Source organism: Stenotrophomonas sp. NPDC077461 (genome assembly GCF_049545475.1).
Taxonomy (GTDB): Bacteria; Pseudomonadota; Gammaproteobacteria; order Xanthomonadales; family Xanthomonadaceae; genus Stenotrophomonas; species Stenotrophomonas nematodicola.
Genome location: NZ_JBMWDO010000001.1, coordinates 617,891 through 639,243, shown reverse-complemented (window position 1 = coordinate 639,243; position 21,353 = coordinate 617,891). Strand labels below are relative to the sequence as shown.

Annotated in this window: 17 protein-coding genes and 1 tRNA gene; 11 read left to right on the top strand and 7 right to left on the bottom strand. The window is 68.2% G+C overall.

The features are described from left to right. Positions 1-101: 101 nt before the first annotated feature. Genes ACPEH8_RS03045 through ACPEH8_RS03035 form a run of 3 tightly spaced genes read left to right on the top strand, consistent with a single transcriptional unit; the run spans position 102 to position 1,595 of the window. A complete protein-coding gene (locus ACPEH8_RS03045) occupies positions 102-425 on the top strand; it encodes a hypothetical protein (RefSeq protein WP_423665979.1) in 324 nt (107 codons plus the stop codon). After that, a complete protein-coding gene (locus ACPEH8_RS03040; RefSeq protein WP_423665977.1) occupies positions 412-747 on the top strand; it encodes a hypothetical protein in 336 nt (111 codons plus the stop codon). The genes ACPEH8_RS03045 and ACPEH8_RS03040 overlap by 14 nt, the downstream gene beginning before the upstream one ends. A gap of 17 nt (positions 748-764) precedes the next feature. Beyond that, the gene (locus ACPEH8_RS03035) at positions 765-1,595 is read left to right on the top strand and encodes a tyrosine-type recombinase/integrase (RefSeq protein ID WP_423665975.1); all 831 of its coding nucleotides are present in this window, start codon (positions 765-767) and stop codon (positions 1,593-1,595) included. Between the two features lie 7 nt (positions 1,596-1,602). Here the strand turns inward: ACPEH8_RS03035 and ACPEH8_RS03030 are convergent, their stop codons facing one another. From ACPEH8_RS03030 to kdsA, 3 genes are all read right to left on the bottom strand, one after another. After that, a complete protein-coding gene (locus ACPEH8_RS03030; RefSeq protein ID WP_423665973.1) occupies positions 1,603-2,577 on the bottom strand; it encodes a hypothetical protein in 975 nt (324 codons plus the stop codon). 21 nt (positions 2,578-2,598) lie between these two features. Beyond that, positions 2,599-2,675: transfer RNA gene (locus tag ACPEH8_RS03025), tRNA-Arg, on the bottom strand. Between the two features lie 124 nt (positions 2,676-2,799). Then, a complete protein-coding gene (gene kdsA, locus ACPEH8_RS03020; RefSeq protein ID WP_026071017.1) occupies positions 2,800-3,645 on the bottom strand; it encodes a 3-deoxy-8-phosphooctulonate synthase in 846 nt (281 codons plus the stop codon). Positions 3,646-3,800: 155 nt separating this feature from the next. Between kdsA and ACPEH8_RS03015 the strand changes: the two genes are divergently transcribed. The 6 genes from ACPEH8_RS03015 to ACPEH8_RS02990 all read left to right on the top strand — a co-directional run bounded on the left by ACPEH8_RS03015 (position 3,801) and on the right by ACPEH8_RS02990 (position 10,028). Beyond that, a complete protein-coding gene (locus ACPEH8_RS03015) occupies positions 3,801-5,333 on the top strand; it encodes an aldehyde dehydrogenase family protein (RefSeq protein WP_423665971.1) in 1,533 nt (510 codons plus the stop codon). Beyond that, the gene (locus tag ACPEH8_RS03010; protein WP_423666152.1) at positions 5,333-6,133 is read left to right on the top strand and encodes an SDR family NAD(P)-dependent oxidoreductase; all 801 of its coding nucleotides are present in this window, start codon (positions 5,333-5,335) and stop codon (positions 6,131-6,133) included. The genes ACPEH8_RS03015 and ACPEH8_RS03010 overlap by 1 nt, the downstream gene beginning before the upstream one ends. Before the next feature lie 90 nt (positions 6,134-6,223). Then, positions 6,224-6,994, top strand: a complete 771-nt coding sequence (locus ACPEH8_RS03005; RefSeq protein WP_423665969.1) for a class I SAM-dependent methyltransferase — start codon at positions 6,224-6,226, stop codon at positions 6,992-6,994. 9 nt (positions 6,995-7,003) lie between these two features. Then, entirely contained in the window at positions 7,004-8,059 is a 1,056-nt protein-coding gene (locus ACPEH8_RS03000) for a quinone-dependent dihydroorotate dehydrogenase (RefSeq protein ID WP_017357562.1), read from the top strand. Next, positions 8,056-9,108 carry a UDP-N-acetylmuramate dehydrogenase gene (gene murB / locus ACPEH8_RS02995; RefSeq protein ID WP_026071023.1) on the top strand — a complete coding sequence of 351 codons (1,053 nt, stop codon included), beginning with the start codon at positions 8,056-8,058 and terminating at the stop codon, positions 9,106-9,108. The genes ACPEH8_RS03000 and murB overlap by 4 nt, the downstream gene beginning before the upstream one ends. Before the next feature lie 50 nt (positions 9,109-9,158). Beyond that, positions 9,159-10,028 (top strand): DMT family transporter, encoded by an 870-nt coding sequence (locus ACPEH8_RS02990; RefSeq protein ID WP_136004147.1) that lies wholly within the window; start codon positions 9,159-9,161, stop codon positions 10,026-10,028. Positions 10,029-10,162: 134 nt separating this feature from the next. Here the strand turns inward: ACPEH8_RS02990 and ACPEH8_RS02985 are convergent, their stop codons facing one another. From ACPEH8_RS02985 to ACPEH8_RS02975, 3 genes are read right to left on the bottom strand one after another with little or no spacing between them, the layout of a single operon-like run. Continuing rightward, positions 10,163-12,355: a hypothetical protein gene (locus ACPEH8_RS02985; protein WP_423665967.1), complete on the bottom strand. Its 2,193-nt coding sequence runs from the start codon at positions 12,353-12,355 to the stop codon at positions 10,163-10,165. After that, on the bottom strand, positions 12,352-13,647 hold the full coding sequence (locus ACPEH8_RS02980; protein ID WP_423665965.1) for a hypothetical protein: 1,296 nt from the start codon (positions 13,645-13,647) through the stop codon (positions 12,352-12,354). The genes ACPEH8_RS02985 and ACPEH8_RS02980 overlap by 4 nt, the downstream gene beginning before the upstream one ends. A gap of 9 nt (positions 13,648-13,656) precedes the next feature. Beyond that, a complete protein-coding gene (locus ACPEH8_RS02975; RefSeq protein WP_423665963.1) occupies positions 13,657-14,181 on the bottom strand; it encodes a hypothetical protein in 525 nt (174 codons plus the stop codon). Positions 14,182-14,405: 224 nt separating this feature from the next. Here ACPEH8_RS02975 and ACPEH8_RS02970 point away from each other — a divergent pair, with 224 nt between their 5' ends. Together ACPEH8_RS02970 and ACPEH8_RS02965 are read left to right on the top strand one after the other, a co-directional pair. Next, positions 14,406-16,400, top strand: a complete 1,995-nt coding sequence (locus tag ACPEH8_RS02970; protein WP_423665961.1) for a hypothetical protein — start codon at positions 14,406-14,408, stop codon at positions 16,398-16,400. A 105-nt stretch (positions 16,401-16,505) separates the two neighbouring features. Then, complete coding sequence (locus ACPEH8_RS02965; protein ID WP_423665959.1) at positions 16,506-19,625, top strand: discoidin domain-containing protein; 3,120 nt, start codon at positions 16,506-16,508, stop codon at positions 19,623-19,625. A gap of 54 nt (positions 19,626-19,679) precedes the next feature. Here the strand turns inward: ACPEH8_RS02965 and guaA are convergent, their stop codons facing one another. Then, a complete protein-coding gene (gene guaA / locus ACPEH8_RS02960) occupies positions 19,680-21,245 on the bottom strand; it encodes a glutamine-hydrolyzing GMP synthase (RefSeq protein ID WP_017355616.1) in 1,566 nt (521 codons plus the stop codon). Positions 21,246-21,353 lie beyond the last annotated feature (108 nt).

Below are 21,353 nucleotides of genomic sequence, written 5' to 3'. Positions count from 1 at the left end.
AGACGCCCGTGCCCGCTGTCTAAGTGCGCCAGCCCGCCCCTCTCCATCGCACCCGCAAAGCCCAACTTCCCCCGCTTGCAGGGCCATATGGGAGAACCTGCATGACCCAGCGACACATCAGCCACCCCGAGGGGCTGCCGGCATGCGCCGCCGGTCACAGCGCGCGCCACATCTACGATCTGCGCTGCCTCGCCGCAGGCGGCGGGCACCTGGTCGAATGCCGTTGCAGGGCGACCAGCAAGCACGCAGAGCCCAACGCGGCAATTGCGGAGTGGCGGCGCATCAACCGCCCTGCTCGCAGTGCCCGGAAGGTCATGCCCACGATCGCAGCGCCGGCAGGAGACAACGTCGTGCAGCTGGACTTCGGCATGACCCCGCCCTCCCCGCCGGGCTGGTGGACCGGAGGTTCCTATGGGCGCGGCTGAGAAGGTCGACCTGTCGGGCAAGGACTGGTTGACGGTCGAGGAAGCCGCGCATTACTGCGGCGTTTCCAACAGCCAGTTCCGCAAAAACGCCCTGAACTACGGACTGACACCCCGGCGCTTCATGGGAAAGCAGTTGTACGAGAAGGCGGCGCTCTACGCCGCGATCCAAGGTGCGGAAGAATGGCAAAGGTTCGACTCTACTGGCGTGGCACAAAGGCCTACCTCGACTGGACGGAAGGCGGTGAGCGCTTTCGTCGGTCCATTGGGCAACCTGACGCCCGTGAGGCGGAGAGAATTCGTGCCGCGAAAGAAGCAGAGCTGACGCACGGGGTCCGGATCTTGGCTCGGCTGCCCAAGGTCCGCGACTATCTGGAATGGTATCTGGACTGGTACGAGGCAGAGCACCCAACCACCATCACGAAAGCCCGCAGCGAGGTAAAGCGCTTCATCGAGCGTTTTGGCCACCGCCCCATCGACAGCGTTCGCGCCGTGGAAGTTGAGCAGTACAAGCGATCACGCCTACTGGATGACAAGGCCGCAAAGGAAACCGTGGGGAAGGAGATTCGACGGCTGAAGGCGGCGTTCAACCGCGGCGTCGAATGGAAAGAGCTGGACGTGAACCCGCTGTCCTCCGTCAAGGCACCTCGCGGCGTGCGTAGCGTGGCAGTCAAGTTCTATGACCGGGCAGCGATGCGCCGGCTGTATCGGGCGAACCCTGGTCGGGCGCCGCTTTGGCTCTTTATGGCCCACACCGGACTACGGCGGGGCGAGATCATCGGCCTCGAGAAGAGCTCTGTCGTGGTCGGCAGACTACTGGTGGAAAGCGACCCGGACGAGAGCGGCGAAGGCCGCACAAAGTCAGGCAAGTGGCGGGAGGTTCCCCTCAACCGCTACGCCCGGTGGGCCCTTCGACATCTGCCCGATCCTATCGTGAGGGTTCACAAGGACACGGTATCGGACTGGTTCGCAAAAGATGCAGCCGCGGCCGAGATCGGTGGCCACCTACACCGTCTACGACACACCTTCTGCGCGCACATGGTAATTGCAGGTGTGCCACTCCGCCGCGTGCAGCTGCTAGCAGGGCATGCGGACTACGCGACGACCGAGAAATACTACGCGCATCTGACGCCTGATGGCGATGACGGCGCTGTCGCAAAACTCCGCTACTGAGTCGCTATCAGGATCCGAAGAGCAACCCTTCAAGCTCTTCCTTTGTTGGGACTCTTCTGGCCTCAATAATCTTGACGATCACTTTGCGCAACAGCTCGATGGAGGCAAGCAGATCGTCGGATGAGTGCTGTGGAGACCCATGCGCAGCAGCAGAGCGGGCGTCATAGAGCTTCAACACCCTCTTGTGCTGCGCGGTTCGCTCCGGGCCAGGCGGCTTGAGGTACGCCGCTATCATGACCGACACTCGGAACCTAAGTTCACTGTTTGACCCAGTGAACAGCGCCTCCAAAGCGCCCCATATCGACACCAGCCCAAGTGCTGAGCTGTGTATAAGCTGAGCATTGGCCAATGCGTCGACGGCCAGCCTGAACGGCGCGCTGCTCTCTGCAAGATCTAGCGCCGCCTCCCAGTTTTCCCGAACCCATTCGAGGTCTTGCCGCGTATCGCGCTCGGTAGCCGGGCGCAGCTGGAAATACCAAGGCTGCACCTCAACCGCGTTCGCGACATGGGCCCGCCCCTTCTCGGGTGACCACTCGATATTCTGGGGAGAAATATTGGATGCTAGGATCAAACGGATGCGCGGATCAACCCACAATCTGAGTAGCGCAGCTATCTGAATTGCAATCGCGCCTGAATCTGAGTTGCGACGCTTATAGCTAGCCGGGATATACAACGCTACTTCGGAATCGAAGCCAAACCCGTGTCCTGTCGCTGCCCAAGGGCCTGGATGGTGCTGACCGGGTTTAACGGGACGCCGGATTGCAACCATCGTGTTCGACATGACGTGCGTGTAGCCCGGCTGTAGGGCCAGTCCGTTGCCCAAGTCAAAAGGCTCGGACCCAATACTCAACGAGGTAAGGCAGCAGTAAAGGTCCAGCGGCGCTGCTTCGTCCATGACATGCCCAGCAGAAAATGTGGTGTGCCAACTGTGCCAAATGAGGTCCGAAAAGCGGCGAAATAGAGCAACATCACCCTGCGGCACTTCTTCTAAGTGCTTGATTAATGGTGGCCCCGGCCCGATTCGAACGGGCGACCTTCCCCTTAGGAGGGGGACGCTCTATCCAGCTGAGCTACGGGGCCATGTGCGGTGCGGGCGTGCCGCGATGCCGCAGGCTGCACGCGGCATGGCGCGCGTGCAGCCGTGAAGGATACCCACATTCAGCGGCAGGACCAAGGCCGTCGCCACGCTGCGGGTGGGCGCGGGTCAGCGGATGTCCAGTTCCGGGAAGCCCTTGACCAGGTCGTCCACGGCCTTGATCTGGGTCAGGAACGGTTCCAGGGCGGCCAGCGGCAGCGCGCTGGGGCCGTCGCAGCGGGCGTGGTCCGGGTCGCGGTGGGCTTCCAGGAAGAGGCCGGCCAGGCCCAGCGCCATGCCCGACCGGGCCAGTTCGGCCACCTGGCGCCGACGGCCACCGGACGCCTCGCTGCCGGCGTCGCGGCGCTGCAGGCTGTGGGTGACATCGAAGATGGCCGGCAGGCCACCGGTGGATTCGATCATCTCGCGGAAGCCGAGCATGTCCACGACCAGGTTGTCGTAGCCGAACTGCGCACCGCGCTCGCACAGGATGATCTTCTCGTTGCCCGCTTCGCGGATCTTGGAGACGATGTGGGTGATCTGGGTGGGGCTGAGGAACTGCGGCTTCTTGATGTTGACCGCACGGCCGGTCTGCGCGATGGCCACCACCAGATCGGTCTGGCGCGCCAGGAACGCGGGGATCTGCAGCACGTCCACCACGTCTGCCACCGGCGCGGCCTGGGCAACCTCATGGACGTCGGTGATCACCGGCACGCCGAAGCGGCGCTTGACCTCCTCGAAGATGCGCAGGCCTTCGTCCAGGCCCACGCCGCGGAAGGACTTGATCGAGGAGCGGTTGGCCTTGTCGAACGACGCCTTGAACACGTACGGGATGCCGAGCCGGGACGTGACCGTGGTGAAGTGCTCGGCCGCGTGCAGGGTCGAGTCGAGGTCTTCGAGCACGTTCAGGCCGCCAAACAGCACGAACGGGAGACGGTTCCCGACGACAACACCTTCCGCAACGGTAACGTTCATTCAGATTCCTGGGGGCTTGCGAGCTGGGCGCCTATTCTACCGGCTCCCACCGGGGTACCGGCCAGCAGGCGGCACTACGTTAGAATGGTGGTTCTGCATGCCGCACCCCACCCTGCCAGCGGCTGCGCCCTTTTTGATTCGCAACAGGAGTTTGCATGTCCTCTGACCTGCTCAAGGCCCTCGGCCTCGACGCGACCAACGCTGGCACCTACCTCGGCAACGGCGAGTGGTCCACCGCCACCGACGCCGGCGTGATCACCCCGGTCAACCCGACCACCGGCGAGGCGATCGCGCAGGTGTACGCCACCACCGACGCCGACTACGAAACCATCATCGCGCGCGCCCAGGAAGCCTTCAAAATCTGGCGCACCACCCCGGCTCCGCGCCGTGGCGAAGCCGTGCGCCTGTGCGGTGAAGCGCTGCGCGCCCACAAGGACGCGTTGGGGTCGCTGGTTGCCCTGGAAATGGGCAAGAGCAAGCCCGAAGGCGACGGTGAAGTGCAGGAGATGATCGACATCGCCGACTTCGCCGTGGGCCAGAGCCGCATGCTGTACGGCTACACCATGCATTCCGAACGCCCCGGCCACCGCATGTACGAGCAGTACCAGCCGCTCGGCCTGGTCGGCATCATCAGCGCGTTCAACTTCCCGGTCGCGGTGTGGGCGTGGAATTCGTTCCTGGCCACCATCTGCGGCGACATCTGCCTGTGGAAGCCGTCCAACAAGACCCCGCTGACCGCCATCGCGTCCATGCGCATCTGCAACGCGGCGCTGCGCGACGGTGGCTTCCCGGACCTGTTCTTCCTGATCAACGATGTCGGCACCGCGCTGTCGGAGAAGATGGTGGCCGACAAGCGCGTGCCGCTGATCAGCTTCACCGGCTCGACCCAGGTCGGCCGCACGGTCGCCGAGAAGGTTGCCCATCGTCTGGGCCGCTGCCTGCTGGAACTGGGCGGCAACAACGCGATCATCCTCGATGAAACCGCCGACCTGAAGCTGGCCATCCCCGGCATCGTGTTCGGTGCGGTCGGCACTGCCGGTCAGCGCTGCACCACCACGCGCCGCCTGATCGTGCACGAATCCATCCATGACGACGTGCTGGCCACGCTGATCAAGGCCTACAAGCAGGTGGAGGGCAAGATCGGCGATCCGACCGACCCGGCCAACCTGATGGGCCCGCTCAACAGCGACGGCGCCGTGCAGCAGTTCCTGGCGTCCATCGAGAAGGCCAAGGCCAGCGGCGGCACCGTTGAAACCGGCGGCACCCGCATCGACCGCGCAGGCAACTTCGTGCTGCCGGCAATCGTCACCGGTCTGAAGAACAGCGATGAGGTCGTGCAGCACGAGACCTTCGCACCGATCCTGTACGTGATGAAGTACAGCACGCTGGACGAGGCCATCGACATGCAGAACGGCGTGCCGCAGGGCCTGTCCTCGTCGATCTTCACCACCAACCTGAAGGCCGCCGAGCGCTTCCTGTCGGCGGCCGGGTCGGACTGCGGCATTGCCAACGTCAACATCGGCACGTCCGGTGCGGAGATCGGCGGTGCGTTCGGTGGCGAGAAGGACACCGGCGGTGGTCGCGAATCCGGGTCGGATGCGTGGAAGGTCTACATGCGTCGTCAGACCAACACCATCAACTACTCCGATTCGCTGCCGCTGGCCCAGGGCATCAAGTTCGACCTGTGATTGACTCCGCCGCCAGCCGCGAACCGGCCGGTGAACCGAAGGGTCCGCGCCTGGATTACACCGGGCGCCGGGTTCTGGTCGCCGGGGGCAGCAAGGGCATCGGGCGGGCGATGGCGCTGGCGTTCGCTGCGGCGGGCGCCCACGTCTCGGTCTGCGCGCGGGGCGAGCCTGGGCTCGCCGCGGTGCGGGCCGATGCCGTGGCGCTCGGTCTGGACCTGCATGCCTGCGTGGCCGACCTGTCGCGACTGGAGGACATCGGCCGCTGGCTGGAGGACGCCGCCCATGCGCTGGGGGGCATCGATGTGCTGGTCAACAACGCGACCGGCTACGGCATGAGCGACGACGAGGCTGGCTGGAAGGCCAGCCTCAACATCGACCTGATGGCGGCCGTGCGCACCTCGGGGCTGGCGCTGCCCTGGCTGGAGCGCGCCGAGCAGGCCTGCATTCTCAATCTGGCGTCGATCGCCGCGCAGCAGCCGCGTCCCGGCGGCGCGCCTTACGCAGCGGCCAAGGCCGCGCTGATGCACTACACCACCTCGCAGGCGCTGGGGCTGGCGCCGCGCCGGATCCGCGTCAATGCCATCGCCCCGGGTTCCATCGAGTTCGCCGACGGCCTGTGGGCACGGCGGCGCGAACAGGATCGGGCCCTGTACGACCAGACCCTGGCGCGCATCCCGTTCGGCCGCTTCGGCCGGCCGGAGGAGATCGCCCAGGCCGCGCTGTTCCTGTGCTCGCCGCTGGCGGGCTGGATCACCGGCCACACGCTCACTGTCGATGGCGGCCAGGTCCTGATGGGATGATGGCAGCGCAACGCCTATCATCGTCCCTGGCAGCGCCCCGGGTCTTCGGCGGCCTGGCGCCGCCGGTCGCTCTCCCATGACGAGGTGCCCATGAGCCATTCCGATTCCACCGAACGCTTCAGCAACCGCGTCGCCGACTACGTCCGCTATCGCCCCGATTACCCCCCCGCCCTGCTCGACTGGCTGCACCAGGACATCGGCGTGTCGCCCGATACGCTGGTGGCCGACATCGGCGCAGGCACCGGCATCTCCACGCGCCTGTTCCTGGCTGCCGGCCATCCGGTGATCGCGGTGGAACCCAACGCCGCCATGCGCGCCGCCGCCGAGCAGTGGCTGAGCCGGGACTACCTGCGCCTGAAAGTGGTGGACGGCACCGCCGAAGCCACCACCCTGGCCCGCGACAGCGTCGGCCTGGTCGCCGCCGCGCAGGCGTTTCACTGGTTCGATACCGACGCGGTGCGCCAGGAATGGGCGCGCATCCTGCACCCGGGCGGCCTGGCGCTGGTGTTCTGGAATTCGCGCCTGCTGGACAGCTCGCCGTTCCTGATCGGCTACGAACAACTGCTGCTCGAATTCGGCACCGACTACACCGCCGTGGCCGAGCGCTACCAGGACGACGACACGATGCGCGCCTGGTTCGGCGACGGTCTGCGCGGCATGGCGCGGCTGCCCAACGCCCAATGGCTGGATCTGGACGGCCTGCGCGGCCGCCTGCTGTCCTCCTCCTATGCACCGCCGGCCGGCCACCCGCGCCATGCGCCGATGCTCGATGCCCTGCAACGCCTGTTCGACGCCCACGCGGTGAATGGACGGGTCGCCTTTGAATACCAAACCCGTGCCTTCATCGGCACGCTGGACTGACACGATCCCATGTACTCCCTTGCCCGCCCCTTCCTGTTCTCCCTGGACGCCGAACGCGCCCACGGCCTTGGCCTGAGCGCGCTGGAACTGGCCTACCGCACCGGCACCAGTCCGCTGCTGGCCCGCCGCCCCGCGCCCATGCCGACCCCCGCGTTCGGCCTCACGTTCCCCAACCCGGTCGGCCTCGCGGCCGGCCTGGACAAGAACGGCGAGCACATCGACGCGCTGCTGGCGCTGGGCTTCGGCTTCGTCGAGATCGGCACCATCACCCCGCGCGCGCAGGACGGCAATCCGAAACCGCGCCTGTTCCGGCTGCCGAAGCACCAGGCCATCATCAACCGGATGGGCTTCAACAACCTTGGCGTGGACGCGCTGGTACGCAACGTCGAGCGCGCGCAGCGCCGCCACGGGCTGCTCGGCATCAATATCGGCAAGAACAAGGACACTCCCAACGAGCAGGCGTTCGACGATTACCAGCACTGCCTGCAGAAGGTGTATCCGTTGGCCGACTACATCACCGTCAACATTTCCTCGCCCAACACGGCCGGCCTGCGCGAGCTGCAGGAGGAAACCGCGCTGCGGCAGCTGATCTCGCAGTTGCGCGAAAGCCAGGAAAGCCTGGCCGCGCGGCATGGCAAGCGGGTGCCGATGCTGGTCAAGGTCGCCCCGGACCTGAGCGACCGCGACATCGACGCCGCCGCGCGCGTGCTGGGCGAGCTCAAGGTGGACGGCGTGATCGCCACCAACACCACCATCGACCGCAGTGCCGTGGCCGGCGACCCGCGCGCGTCCGAAGCCGGCGGCCTGTCCGGCGCCCCGCTGCTGGGCCAGTCCACGCTGGTGCTGCGGCGCCTGCGCGCGCGCCTGCCAGAATCGATGCCGCTGATCGGTGTAGGCGGCATCCTGTCCGGTGCCGATGCAGTCGCCAAGATGGCGGCCGGCGCGGCGCTGGTGCAGTGCTACAGCGGCCTCATTTTCCGTGGACCGGAGCTGGTGCACGAGTGCGTGGAGGCGATCCGTCGCCGCCGCGAAGCCCCCAGCCGCGGCGCGGTGGCCCCCCTGTGACGAGTGCATCGATGCCGGCCTGGACCCTGACTGAAAACGCCTCCCTGAAGGCCCTGAACACCTTCCATGTCGACGCCGTCGCCGCCCAGCTGCTGGAGGTCGTCGAACCCGCCGTGCTGCCGGAGGTGCTGGGCCTGCCGCAGGTGGCCCGGCAACCGCTGCTGGTCCTTGGCAGCGGCAGCAACGTGCTGATCGCCGGCGACGTGGCCGGCACCGTACTGGTGTTCGGCAACCGCAGCATCGAGATCCTCGAACACCGTGCCGACCACACCGTGGTCCGTGCCGGTGCCGGAGTGAACTGGCATGGCCTGGTGATGTGGTCGTTGCAGCAGGGTCTGTCGGGGCTGGAGAACCTCGCGCTGATCCCCGGCACCGCCGGCGCCAGCCCGATCCAGAACATCGGTGCCTATGGTGCACAGGTGGGTGAATTCATCCAGGCCGTCGACGCGTGGGACCGGGTGGAACAGACCTGGGTGCGGCTGGATGCCGAGGCCTGCCGGTTCGGCTACCGCGACAGCGTGTTCAAGCACGAACCGGACCGTTACCTGATCACCGCGATCGAGCTGCGCCTGCCGCTGCTGCACGAACTGCGGCTCGGCTACGCCGGCATCGGCGAGGAAATGCAGGCGATGGGCGTGGAGTTGCCGGTGGCCGCCGATGTGGCCAACGCAGTGATCAACATCCGCCGCCGCAAACTGCCCGACCCGGACGTGCTCGGCAACGCCGGCAGCTTCTTCAAGAACCCGGTGCTGCCGCTGGAGCAGGTCGACGTGCTGTTGCAGCACTACCCCGAACTGCCGGTGTTCCCGGCCGAACAGGACGACCGCCGCAAGGTGTCGGCCGCGTGGATGATCGAGACCTGCGGCTGGAAGGGTTACCGCGACGGCGACGCCGGCGTGGCACCCAGCCATGCGCTGGTGCTGGTCAACTACGGCAATGCCAGCGGCGAGCAGCTGCTGGCGCTGGCCCGGCGCATTTCCGCCTCGGTGCTGGAGACCTTCGGCGTGCCCATCGAACCCGAACCCCGGCTGATCGGCGCCCAGTGGTGAGCCCGCCGGTTGCCCTGCACGCGCCCACACCCGCGCGTGCGGCGCTGCTGATGCTCGGCAGTACGCTGGCCTTCGGGCTGATGGCCGTGGCGATCCGCTATGCCACCCGCTACGTGCCCACCCAGGAAGTGGCGTTTTTCCGCAATGCTTTCGGCCTGCTGGCGCTGTTGCCGATGCTGGTGCGCCCGGGCCGGTCGCCGTTGCGGACGCGGCAGTTGCCGCGCTACTTCCTGCGCAGTGCGATCGGCCTGGCGTCGATGCTGTGCGGGTTCTGGGCGATTGGCCACCTGCCGATGTCGCAGGCGATCTCGCTGTCCTACTCCACACCGCTGTTTGTGACCATCGCGGCGGTGCTTTGGCTGGGCGAGACCGTGCGGATACGGCGCTGGGCCGCAGTGATCTGCGGCTTCATCGGCGTGTTGATCATCGTGCGCCCCGGCTCGGCGGGCTTCACGCCCGGCACGCTGGTCGCGGTGGCGGCAGCCGTGCTCAGTTCGCTGGTGGCGATCCAGATCAAGCAGCTTACGCGCGTGGACAGTGCCGATACGGTGGTGTTCTACACGTATGTGTTCTGGGTGCCGTTGTCACTGGTGCCGGCGCTGTTCGTATGGACCTGGCCGACGGGCATGGCCTGGCTGTGGCTGGCGGCCACCGGCGTGATGGGCACCATCGGGCAACTGCTGTGGACGCGGGCGCTGCGGCTGGGCGAGGTTTCCGCGCTGACCCCGATCAGTTTCATGCAGCTGCCGCTGGTGAGCCTGTTCGGCTGGGTGCTGTTCAACGAAACGCTGGACCGCTACACCGTCATCGGTGCCGGCATCATCCTCGCCGCCAATGCCTACATCGCGCATCGCGAAGCGGTGCTGGCGCGCCGCGCCGCCAGCCAGGCGGCCACCTCGGCAGCAACGCCGGGCGAGTGAGGACCGATCAGCGCCCGGCTGCCCGCCAGCGGCGCGCGGCCGCCTCCTCCACCTTGTCTGCCGCGCACTCGACCTGCGCGCTACACCCATCCGCCGGCAATCAACTGCAGCGTCTCCGGCCACGACGGGGCGCGTCATCCCGTCGCGCCAGCGCCTGCCACGGCCTGCAGCTCCCGTTGAAGCAATGCCGCCACTTCCTCGTGCTGGAACTGGGTGACGAACAACGGGACCGCGAACACGAACTGCACGCCATCGTCGTCGCGCCGGATCACATACGCCAGCTGCAGCCTCGCCAGTGCCCGCCGCAGTTGTTCGGGGTCCACGCCCACGCCGGCCGCGTCGAACACCGCGAGCAACGCCGTCAATGACGTGGCCCGCACACCGCTTGTGGACAGACGCGCACTGGCGAGGTGATAGACCACGATGCGGTCGATCCGGCATGCCAGCGGGTCCGGACTCAACCGCGCCCAGCCGGCCAGCGCATCGAACACCGGCTCCGCCGCGAGTGCGGCATGCAGCTGGGCGGCGTCGATCAGCCGCTGGCCACGCTGCAGCTGGGCCAGCAGCTGCTGGCAGACGATGGCCACCAGATTGGCGCGCCGGCCGCAGGCGACCACGAGTTGCCGCGGCAGATCCGGCTCGGCGAAATGAACGCCCAGGCGTGCCATCGGCACAGTGGCCAGCGCCTGGCACGCGGCGTCTTCCAATCCTCCCAGGTGGATCACCTCGCCGAAGTTGCGCAGCGGCGAGGCGAAGTCCAGCGTGACCGCTTCGTACAGGTCCCAGAAGCCGGCCAGCATGAAATGGCAGCGCCCCTCCTCGCTCAGCGCGCGCAGCGCCGCCAGCTGCGGGTAGCCCGCCTGCGCCTCGTGACGCAGGAACAGGTCGGTCTCGTCGATCAGCAGCAACACCCGCCGCCCTCCCGCGCGTTCGGTCAGTGCCGCCACCAGCGCGTCGATGCCAGTGGCCTCCGGCAGGCCCAGCTCCAGCGCCAAGCGCACGGTCAGACGGTGATCGCGCAGCGACAGATAGCAGCAGGACACGCGGGGATGATCGACGAAGCGGCGCTCGATCGCCTTCATCAGGCTGGTCTTGCCAAGTTGGCGACCGCCCACCAGCAGATAGTTGCCCGGCTCGCGGTTGAGCACACGTGCCAGCACCGCCTCGCGCCCGAAGAACGCCGCCGGCCGGGTGATGCCGCCGTGGGTCTGGTAGGGCGAGATACGCGTCGCCTGCAGTTGGCGGGCCAGCAGCGCCACGAGCCCGTCCAGCGCGGCCGGTTGCAGCAGCCAGCGCGTCTGCCCGGCCTGGTCCAGGCACACGCACAGGTTCACCGGATCGTCGGCGTACGCCATCAGCGCCGGCTCCACCGCCAGCGATGGGCTCACCACCAGCACCACGTCCTGTCCATTGGGCATCGCACGCAACTGCCGTACCAGCGCATCGCCGGACAGCGCCGGGTCGGGCAGATACAGCCACAGGCGCTCCAGCGCCAGCGGCAGGGTGGCCGGCAGCGTCCATTCCCGGACCTCGCCGGGCAGCGTCCAGCCGGGTGCGGCGGCATCGACAGCGCCGATCCGCGCGGCCAGTTGTGCGGCACGCTGTACCGCTGCCGCCTCGACATGGCGCAGCGCTTCCCGCCAGCGCACGCCGGCCACGCCGGCATCACCGAGCACCCGCCCGCGAAGGCGCAGCCAGCCCAGTTGCCGGTCCAGCCGGGGCAACTGCTGCAGCGGTTGGGACAGCAGCGCGCGGGGCTCGCGCACGATCGTGGCGACGGCAGGCCGCAGCCGCCACCAGATCACCGCAGCGGCCAGCAGAACGGCCAGGGCCAGACCAAGCAGCAGTGTCAGCCAGTGCACGACCGTCCACGGCGCGCTGGTTTGGCAGTTCGGCGGCAGCCACCGCGTCGGGGGCGACGGGTTACCCGGCTGGCAGCTCCAGTGCTGCGTCTTCGGGTCCAGCCGCTGTTCGATCACCGTCCCGGGCAGGCCGGACCGCGCCGGGAAACGGTCGGTGAAGCGGAAACGCAGCACCCACGGCGCCGGCAGCTCCGCGCGTACGGTCGCCTCGGCGGGATCATGCACGCCCGGCACGCTCACCTGCGCGGGCCACTGCTCGTGCACCCGCCAGTAGCTCAGCGCCTCCTCGCGCAGGAACATCATGTCGATGTTCGCCTGCTGGATGAGCACCAGCGAGTCGCGGTCGCGCTGCATCCGCCAGGCCGCCCAGGGGTTGAGCCACGGCGCGAACAGCAGGCTGACCAGGAACCAGGTGCCCGCCGCTATCAGCAGCAGGCGCCACAACCGCCATCGGGGCAGGCTCATGCCGGCACATCCTCCAGCGAATCGATCACCTGCCGCCCGGCACGGCGGATCGCCCCGCAGCGCCACTCCAGCCAACTGCCCTGCCCCTGCGCCCGCGGGGTCAGCAGGTTGTGCCAGTACAGCTGGCGCAGCAGGGGGTCCACCAGGTACGGCCGCGCGGGCGCGATCTGCTCACGCGGCAGCCAGCTGCCGATGGCCGCACGTGCCGCGCCATCACGCAGCAACGGCAGCAGCGCGTCCCACAGGCGCGGGTGGCCCGACAACTGCTCTTCCAGCGCCGCATCCGTGAGCGGCACGGCGGAATCGGCCAGCAGCGCCACGGCCGCCTGGGCCAACAGCGGATGCCCACCGGAGATCTGCAGCGCGCGGGCGAGCACGGTATCCGGCAGCGCGGCGCTGGCGCGGCGCAGATCGGCCACGCTCAACTCCGGCCAGGTCTCGGTGGCGGCGATGTTGAGCAGCGAGAGGTCGCCGCCCTGATACTTGAGATCGGCCAGCGCCGCCCCGCCGCAGATCAGCAGGTGCAGCTTGCCGCTGTACATTTCGCTCAGACTGCGCAGGATGCCTGCCAGCACGGCGCGTGGGCCGGGGGCGCCCTGCTCGAAGCGGCTGACCAGGCAGAACAGCGCGCCGGGCTGCTGCAGGCGCTGCGCCAGCGCCGCCTCGAAACCGGCATCCGTGCTGACGCCCTCCAGCCCGCATTGCGCGGCCAGCGAGGCGAAATAGTCCTGGTCGCCCTCACCGGCGCGGAACGGTGGCTGCAGGTGCAGCACCCGTCCGCTGCCGTAGCGTGCCGCCGCTTCGGCCAGCATCGCCGCGCGTTCGGGTGGCTGGCCCCAGTGCGCCTGGGTCAGCAGCAGGGCCACCGGATACGGTCGCAGTTGTTGCAGGCGATCGAACAGTCCCACCACCGTCGCGGGAATCTGCACCGCAGGCAGCGCGATGGCCGCCGCGTCCGCGCTGCTGGCCCCTTCCGCCGGAAACTCCGGCTCGAAGCCCGCCGCCTGCAGCAGGCCGTTGCTCTCCGCTTCGGTCAACCGGAGGTAGTTGGCGCAGGCCAGCACGCGGTCGCGGTGGCGGCGGCTGGGCAACGATGCGCCCGAGCGCCAGTTGTTCACTGCCTCGCGGCTGATGCCGATCTCGCTGGCCACGCCACCGGCGCTGGCCCGGATCCGGCGCATGTGACGGGACAACAGGTCCGCGAATTCCGGAGCGGGCATGGCGGGTGACCAGAGCAGGAAGGAGTCGGCCAACTTACCCGGCCCGGATTGGCTGTCAACCCGTGCAGTCATGGCCCTGGCTCAACCTGCCGCGGCCGGCGTTGCGTGGCGTACGAACAGGCGGCGGGTCACCAGCAGGTGCACCAGGAACGCGAGGCCGGCCAACATCAGCAGCGCGCCCACCAGGCGCCCCAGCACCGAACCAAGTCCCTGCTGCGCCTGCAGCCGATCCAGTCGTTCGAACCGCGCCGGCTCGGCGCGGGCGTAGGCCACCGTGACCTGCGGCGCATCGCCCAGGTAAGGCGCGGCGTTGTCTTCGCTGGTGGCGAAGTGACCGGTGTACGGCACGCCATCGACATCGAAGGCATAACGGAACTGGTAGGTGTGCGAGACGCGCCCCTTGCGCCGCTTCTCGTCGATGGAGTCCAGCGTGACCGGCGCCTGCACGGTCACCGCATCCTTGAGGATGGCCTGGGCCCGGAAGTGTCCGCCCAAGGCGGAGGAGGCGAACACGGCAACGATCACCACGTAGGCCACGGCGCACAGCCAGCGTGATGCACGCAGGAGGCGGGCGTGGGCGGTATCGGACACAGGAATGCTGATCATGACGCTCCCCAGGATCGATCACATCGGATCGGCTACGCCGGCAGCGAGATGCGCCGGCAACGTGAAGAAGTCTGCGCGCGGCGGCGGTACGCGTGAACCCGCGACGTGTCAGGTTGGCGCAGCGCGCGGTTGACGATGCGTCAAGCGGTGGGCGCAGGCGATCGGTTCCTGATCCCGCCGCCCATCTGGCACGATGACCGCCTGCGACAAGGAGCGGTTCAACGATGGGAACCTTCGCCAATGATGTCCGCTACGGCAAACGCGCCGGCCCCAGCCAGCGCGGCTTCGACCGCGCGGCATGGGAGGCTGCGGCAACGCCTGCGTTCGATGACGACGATACCCGTGTGCATCAGGCCGGGCTGTTCTTCGATGTGCTGCTCAGCCAGCTCCGCGCCTGGATCGCGCTGGACGACATCAAGGTCTCCCCTGGCGCCGCCGTCCAGCTGGCCGTCGCGGTCTGCAACCGCAACCTGGCCCAGCTGCAGCGCGACATGGAAGGCACCCGCACGCGTCGGAACGGTGCGCCGGTCATCGACCTTCCGGACCTGCTGGAGCAGAAGCTCCCGTCCGTGCTCGGCGAACTGTTCGCACCCGATGAGCTGATCACCGGCATGGGCGATGGGCTCAGGCACATGCTGCGCCAGCTGATGGCACGCGGCGCCGATACCCTGGGTGACACCTCCTTCAGCGCGGACACCCTCGAGGCCACGGCGACCGAAATCAACAAAGCCATCATCTACCAGTGCGCGGTGGAGTACTGGCACGACTGCGTGGGCAACACGTATGGAGTGAGCGCCGAGCGGGACGGCCTGTTCATCCGCCCGTCCGATGCAGCGCGCGAGACGGCGCGCATCCTGTCGATCTACCGCCGCAACAACCTGTCGCTGCAGTTCGGGCTGCAGATGGCGATGTGGTGGCGCGAACTGGATGCGGCACGGCGGGAGAAGTTCAGCCGGATCATCCTGCCCAAGAAGCTGCATGGCGTGGGCAGCATCGAGCGGATCGATCTCGGCAACAGCGCACGGGTGCTTGACCTGGCCGCCACGGCGCTCGGCGAGGCACTGGCCGTGCAGCTTGGCTATTACCGCGGCTTCCTGGATGAGCCGCTGCCCCGCTTCAACGGCGTTGCGCTCACCCTGTTGATCGATACCTGGCGCTTCCTGCAGGCGGTCGGGACGCTGATGAATGACGGGCTGCTCAGGATGCGCGGGGAGATCGACACGGCGCGTTGCGCGCCCTCGATTCCCCTTCGGGTCCTGGTGCCCAGTGTGGCCCGTTCGCTGGGCATCGCGCCGGCACAGGCGCAGCTTGCGCTGGACGCGTTGACGTTCGACGGCGCGCCCACACGCGACCTCTGGTGCCAGCCGCTGGTCCGGATCGGCGATGCGGTGGTTCTCATGCTGCCCTGCATCCTGTCGGCGCGTCTGCTGCGCATTGTGGAGGGATGGATGCGCCAGGGCGGCCTCCAACTCGACCGGCGCGGAACGCCGTTCGAGGTGTATTGCCGCAAGGAACTGAAGGAGGCCGCTGCCGCGTGCCCACTCGTCGGCTGCGCCACGGTGCTGGGCAGTGCCGTCACGTTTACCCCGCCCGGCGGCCGCAGCGAGGAGATCGACATCGTGGCCGTGATCGGGCGCAACATCCTGATCCTCGAGGCCAAGTGCATCCTCTGGCCCGACGATGCGCTGCAGTTCACCAACTACCATGACACCGTGGCTGGTGCGACCGCCCAGATCGAGCGCAAGCGTACCGCCGTCGTCGCGCACCTGGAGGCATTCAGACAATGCCTGCGCGACAAGGGCTGCGCGATTCCCGACGATGCCGTCGTCACCGCCTGCGTGCTGACCAATTCGCCGGTGTACGCCGGGTTCCCGATCGACGGGGTTCCCGTGGTGGATACCGCGATGATCTGCCACTACCTTGCCAACCGTTACACCAAGGCCGAGATGTTTGAAGCAGGCCGCTCGGTGCATCGACACGACCTGACCTTCTACGACACCGTCGAGCAGGCCGCCGACCGGTTGTACGGGCAGCTGGCCTCGCCCGTGGAGCTTTCCGATATCCGCCAGTACGTCACCACACGCGCCGTGCAGTTTCCGCTGCAGCATTCGCTGTACGGGCCCGTCTTCCACCAGACCTACGAGGTGGTGCTGGACCGCGACGCGATGCAGCAGCGCTACGGGCCGGCGTTGGCGGAGGCCGAGCCGGCTGGCACATAGCCGGCGCTGAAGGAGGATATTGCGACGCGTCATGTAAACGATTACAGCCCCTGCTAGCGTGACCCTGCCCCAGTGCCGGGGCGTCGCGGAACCAGGAGCGCATCGATGGGGCTGCCCACCACCCGCCGGACCGATCTGCCCCACCCCGCCGCCGGCATTGCGCGCGCGCTGCTGGTTCCCGCCCTGGCCTTCGCCACGACCGCCATCGGCCAGGACCTGCCGCCGCGCAGCCAGTGGCAGGCCAGCAGTTCCTCGCAGCAGGTCCCGGCGATGGCGGTGGCCCATCTCATCGATGGCGACGCGAAGACCGTCACCGGCGGCGCCTTCAGCCCGGGCCACTGGTTCCAGGTGGACCTCGGCGCGACCAGCACGCTGAGCGGCGCACGACTCACCTGGGATGTCTCAAACCCCGAGGGCTACACCCTGCAGACGTCGCTGGACGGCACGCAGTGGCAGCCTGCCTACACCATGCGCGATTCGCTGGGCGGCATCGAAACGCTGTACTTCGCGCCCCGTCCGGCACGTTACCTGCGCCTGGCCAGTCCCGAGCGTACCGCCGACTGGGGCGTGTCGATCTTCGAGCTGGAGCCCCTCGATGCACGCGCGAGTGCGCGGGTGGCCGGCCTCTCCCCCGACGAGGCCGCCGCCTTATGGCAGGGCGGTGGTGCCGTCGCCGTGCCCGCAGGCGCGGCCGGTACGCACGCGCTGGAGATCGCCCTGCCGCGCGCCGAGTCGACCACCGGCCTGGCCGTGGACTGGGCCGGCGCGCACGGTGCGGCACGCCTGGACGCGCGCGATGCGCAGGGCCGGTGGCACGAGATCGCGCGGGACCCCCACGCCGGCAGCCGCGTGCAGAGCTGGCTGGCCGGCACAGCGCCACTGGCGGCCACCGCACTGCGGCTCACCGTAGAGGGCGATGCACCCGGCGTGGATCGCCTCCGCCTGCTCGGCCCGGCCGCGGTGATGACCCCGATGAAGCGCTACCAGATCGCCGCCAGCGGGGCGCAGCGTGCCCTGTTCCCAGCCTCGCTGCACCGGCAGCAGACCTATTGGACCGCCGTCGGCGTGCACGCCGGACGGCAGAAATCGATCTTCGATGAGTACGGCAACATCGAAGCCTTCAAGGGCGCGCCGTTGGTGCAGCCGATCTGGCGCAACGCCGACGGCCACACTGCCGGTGCGGCGGACAAGCCGGTGACACATGCGCTGCGCGACGGCTGGAAGCCGATGCCGTCCGCGCGCTGGATGCCACAGCCGGGTCTGGAGCTGCAGAGCGAGGCCTTCGCGATCGCGCTCGATGGCCAACCGGTCACCTTCGTCCGGCATCGTCTGCGCAACACCGGCAGCACGCCGGTCGACGGCACATTGACGCTGGCGGTACGGCCGATGCAGATGAACCCACCGTGGCAGAACGGTGGCCTGTCGCCGATCCGCTCGATTGCGATCGACGGCCGCGCGGTGCGCGTCAACGGCCGCCCGCTGCTGCACTCGCTGACCGCCATCGATACCGCAGGCGCCGCGCCGTTCGGCGTCGATGGCAGCAGCGAGATCACCACCGCCATCGCCACCGGCCGCCTGCCTGCCCAGCAGCAGGCGCAGGATGCCGATGGCCTGGCCGCCGCCGCGCTGGCCTACCGCATCCAGATCGCGCCGGGCGCCAGCCGTTCGGTGGTGGTCGCCTTTCCGCTCGGCACCGCCGCTGCGGCCGCTGATGGCACGCTGCCACCGGCGCCCGCGCCAGCGCTGGGTGATGCACCGCGCGATCCGGACGCCGCCTACGGGATGTTCGCCAACCGCGCCGCCGCCGACTGGCAGGCGCGCCTGGGCCAGGTGGGACTGCGCCTGCCCGATCCATCGCTGGTGGACATGCTGCGCGCGCAGGCCGCCTACATGCTGATCAACCAGACCGGCCCTGCGATGCAGCCCGGGCCGCGCAACTACAACCGCTCCTTCATCCGCGACGGCATGGCGACCTCGGCCGTGCTGCTGCGCATGGGCGAGGCCGGGGTCGCACGCGACTACCTGGCCTGGTACAGCGACCACGGCGTCCACCCCAACGGGCTGGTCTCGCCGATCCTCAACGCCGATGGCAGCGTCAATACGGGCTTCGGCTCGGACATCGAGTACGACAGCCAGGGCCAGTACGTCGCACTGGTCGCCGATGTCGCCCGTCTCGATGGCGGTCCTGAATCGGTGCGCGCGTATCTGCCCAAGGTGAAGGCGGCGCTGCGCTTCCTGCAGGAACTGCGCGAGCGCACCCTGGTGCCGGGCTACATGGCAGGCCAGCCGGCGCCGGAACGCTTCGCCGGCATCCTCGCACCATCAATCAGCCATGAGGGCTACCCCTCGCCCACCCACAGCTACTGGGATGACTACTGGGGCCTGAAAGGCTGGCACGACGGCGCATGGCTGGCCGAATCGCTGGGCGACCACGACACCGCCGCCTGGGCCCGCGCCCAGTACACCGCGCTGCACGATGCGCTGGCTGCGTCGATCCGCGCCACGATGGCGTGGAAAGGCATCGACTTCATTCCCTCCTCGGCCGACCTCGGCGATGGCGATCCCACCGGCGTGTCGATCGCGCTGGACCCGACCGGCGCGCAGGACGTGCTGCCGCCCACGGCGTTGCGCACCACCTTCGCGCGCTACCTCGATGACGTGCGCAAGCGCACGCAGCCGGGCGCGCTGTACGCCTACACGCCCTACGAAATCCGCAACGTGCTCAGCTACGTCCACCTCGACCAGCCCGCCGCCGCCGAGGAACTGCTGCAGGGCCTGCTGCGCGACCGCCGCCCGCTGGAATGGCAGGTGCTGGCCGAAGTGGTGCACTCACGGCAGCGGTTCCCACGCTACCTGGGCGACATGCCACACACCTGGATCGGCGCGGAGTACGGCCGCACGCTGTTCGGCATGCTGATGCGCGAGGACGACGACGCGCTGTCGCTGCTGCCTGGCACGCCCCCGGCCTGGGTGGCCGGGGAAGGGCTCGCCATCGACCGCCTGCCGACCGCCTACGGCACCCTGCAGCTGCAGGCGCAGCAGCGGGACGGTGCCCTGCGCCTCACCCTCGGAACCGGCCTGCGCGGCGATACCGCCGTGCGCGTGTGGTGGCCAACGCGCACGCGCCCGACCCACGTGCGCGTGGATGGACGCACGGTGAGCGATTACGACGCCAACGGCGTGCGCCTGCAGCAGCCGTTCCGCACACTCGAGGCGCGCTGGTAGACGCGGCAGCGCTGCGCCGCGCGCGGGCGCCTCGCGGCGCCCTTGTCAGTCAACTCATTCCCACTCGATCGTCGCTGGCGGCTTCCCGGAGATGTCATAGACCACGCGCGACACCCCGCGCAGCTCATTGATGATGCGGTTGCTCACGGTGCCCAGGAAGTCATACGGCAGGTGCGCCCAGTGCGCGGTCATGAAATCGATGGTCTCCACCGCACGCAGCGCGATCACCCACTCATACGCACGCGCATCGCCCACCACGCCCACCGATTTCACCGGCAGGAACACCGCGAAGGCCTGGCTGGTCTTGTCGTACAGGTCGGCCTTGCGCAGTTCGTCGATGAAGATCGCATCGGCCTTGGCCAGCAGTTCGGCGTATTCGCGCTTCACTTCGCCAAGAATGCGCACGCCCAGACCCGGGCCCGGGAACGGGTGGCGGTAGACCATGCTGCGCGGCAGGCCGAGCTCGACGCCGAGGCGACGCACTTCGTCCTTGAACAGCTCGCGCAGCGGCTCGACCAGACCCAGCTTCATGTGCTCGGGCAGGCCGCCCACGTTGTGGTGGCTCTTGATGACGTGGGCCTTGCCGGTCTTGCTGCCGGCCGACTCGATCACGTCCGGGTAGATGGTGCCCTGCGCCAGCCACTTGGCATTGCTCAGCTTGTTGGACTCTTCATCGAAGATGTCCACGAACAGGTTGCCGATGATCTTGCGCTTGGCTTCCGGATCGCTCACGCCTTCCAGCTTGCTGAAATAGCGGTCCGCCGCGTTGACGCGGATCACCTTGACGCCCATGTGCTCGGCGAACATCGCCATCACCTGGTCGCCTTCCTGCCAGCGCAGCAGGCCGGTATCGACGAAGACGCAGGTCAGCTTGTCGCCGATGGCCTTGTGCAGCAGCGCGGCCACGACGGACGAATCGACGCCGCCGGACAGGCCCAGGATCACTTCATCGTCGCCCACCTGTTCGCGCACGCGGGCGATCTGGTCGTCGATGATGTTGGCGGCGGTCCACAGGGTCTGGCAGCCGCACACGTCCACCACGAAGCGGCGCAGCAGCGCCTGGCCCTGCAGGGTGTGGGTCACTTCCGGGTGGAACTGCACGCCGTACCAGCGCTTCTCTTCGTTGGCCATCGCGGCCACCGGGATGCGATCGGTCACGGCCGTCACGGTGAACCCCGGGGGCGCAACGGAGACGTGGTCGCCGTGGCTCATCCAGACGTTCAACTTCGGCTCGCCGCCGTGGTCGCTCAGGCCCTTGAACAGCGCGTCGGGGTGCACGACGTTGACTTCGGCATGGCCGAACTCGCGCTGGTCGGCCGCTTCGGTGGCGCCACCGAGCTGCGCGGCGAGGGTCTGCATGCCGTAGCAGATGCCGAAGATCGGCAGGCCGCTGTCGAACACTTCCTGCGGTGCGGCGGGCGCGCCCGGCAGCGTGGTCGATTCCGGGCCACCGGACAGGATGATGCCCTTGGCACCGAACGCGGCGATCTCGGCCGGGTTGTGGTCCCACGCCCAGATTTCACAGTACACGCCGAGCTCGCGGATACGGCGCGCGATCAGCTGGGTGTACTGCGCGCCGAAATCGAGGATGAGGATCTTGTCGTTATGGATGTTGGTCATGGCGCCCGGGCAATGCAGGAGGGAGTACGGAAAACGAAACGGTGGTACCGGCGGCGGATAGAGAAAGAGGAACGGGAATCAGCTTCCTCGTTCCTCTTTGCGCGTACC

Bases quoted from the DNA above. Each gene is read 5' to 3' on its own strand.
- ACPEH8_RS03040 (WP_423665977.1), top strand. From the start codon at position 412: ATGGGCGCGGCTGAGAAGGTCGACCTGTCGGGCAAGGACTGGTTGACG.
- ACPEH8_RS03045 (WP_423665979.1), top strand. From the start codon at position 102: ATGACCCAGCGACACATCAGCCACCCCGAGGGGCTGCCGGCATGCGCC.
- ACPEH8_RS02975 (WP_423665963.1), bottom strand. From the start codon at position 14,181: ATGATCAGCATTCCTGTGTCCGATACCGCCCACGCCCGCCTCCTGCGT.
- ACPEH8_RS02985 (WP_423665967.1), bottom strand. From the start codon at position 12,355: ATGAGCCTGCCCCGATGGCGGTTGTGGCGCCTGCTGCTGATAGCGGCG.
- ACPEH8_RS02965 (WP_423665959.1), top strand. From the start codon at position 16,506: ATGGGGCTGCCCACCACCCGCCGGACCGATCTGCCCCACCCCGCCGCC.
- kdsA (WP_026071017.1), bottom strand. From the start codon at position 3,645: ATGAACGTTACCGTTGCGGAAGGTGTTGTCGTCGGGAACCGTCTCCCG.
- ACPEH8_RS03005 (WP_423665969.1), top strand. From the start codon at position 6,224: ATGAGCCATTCCGATTCCACCGAACGCTTCAGCAACCGCGTCGCCGAC.
- ACPEH8_RS03015 (WP_423665971.1), top strand. From the start codon at position 3,801: ATGTCCTCTGACCTGCTCAAGGCCCTCGGCCTCGACGCGACCAACGCT.
- ACPEH8_RS02970 (WP_423665961.1), top strand. From the start codon at position 14,406: ATGGGAACCTTCGCCAATGATGTCCGCTACGGCAAACGCGCCGGCCCC.
- guaA (WP_017355616.1), bottom strand. From the start codon at position 21,245: ATGACCAACATCCATAACGACAAGATCCTCATCCTCGATTTCGGCGCG.
- ACPEH8_RS03000 (WP_017357562.1), top strand. From the start codon at position 7,004: ATGTACTCCCTTGCCCGCCCCTTCCTGTTCTCCCTGGACGCCGAACGC.
- ACPEH8_RS02980 (WP_423665965.1), bottom strand. From the start codon at position 13,647: ATGACTGCACGGGTTGACAGCCAATCCGGGCCGGGTAAGTTGGCCGAC.
- ACPEH8_RS02990 (WP_136004147.1), top strand. From the start codon at position 9,159: ATGCTCGGCAGTACGCTGGCCTTCGGGCTGATGGCCGTGGCGATCCGC.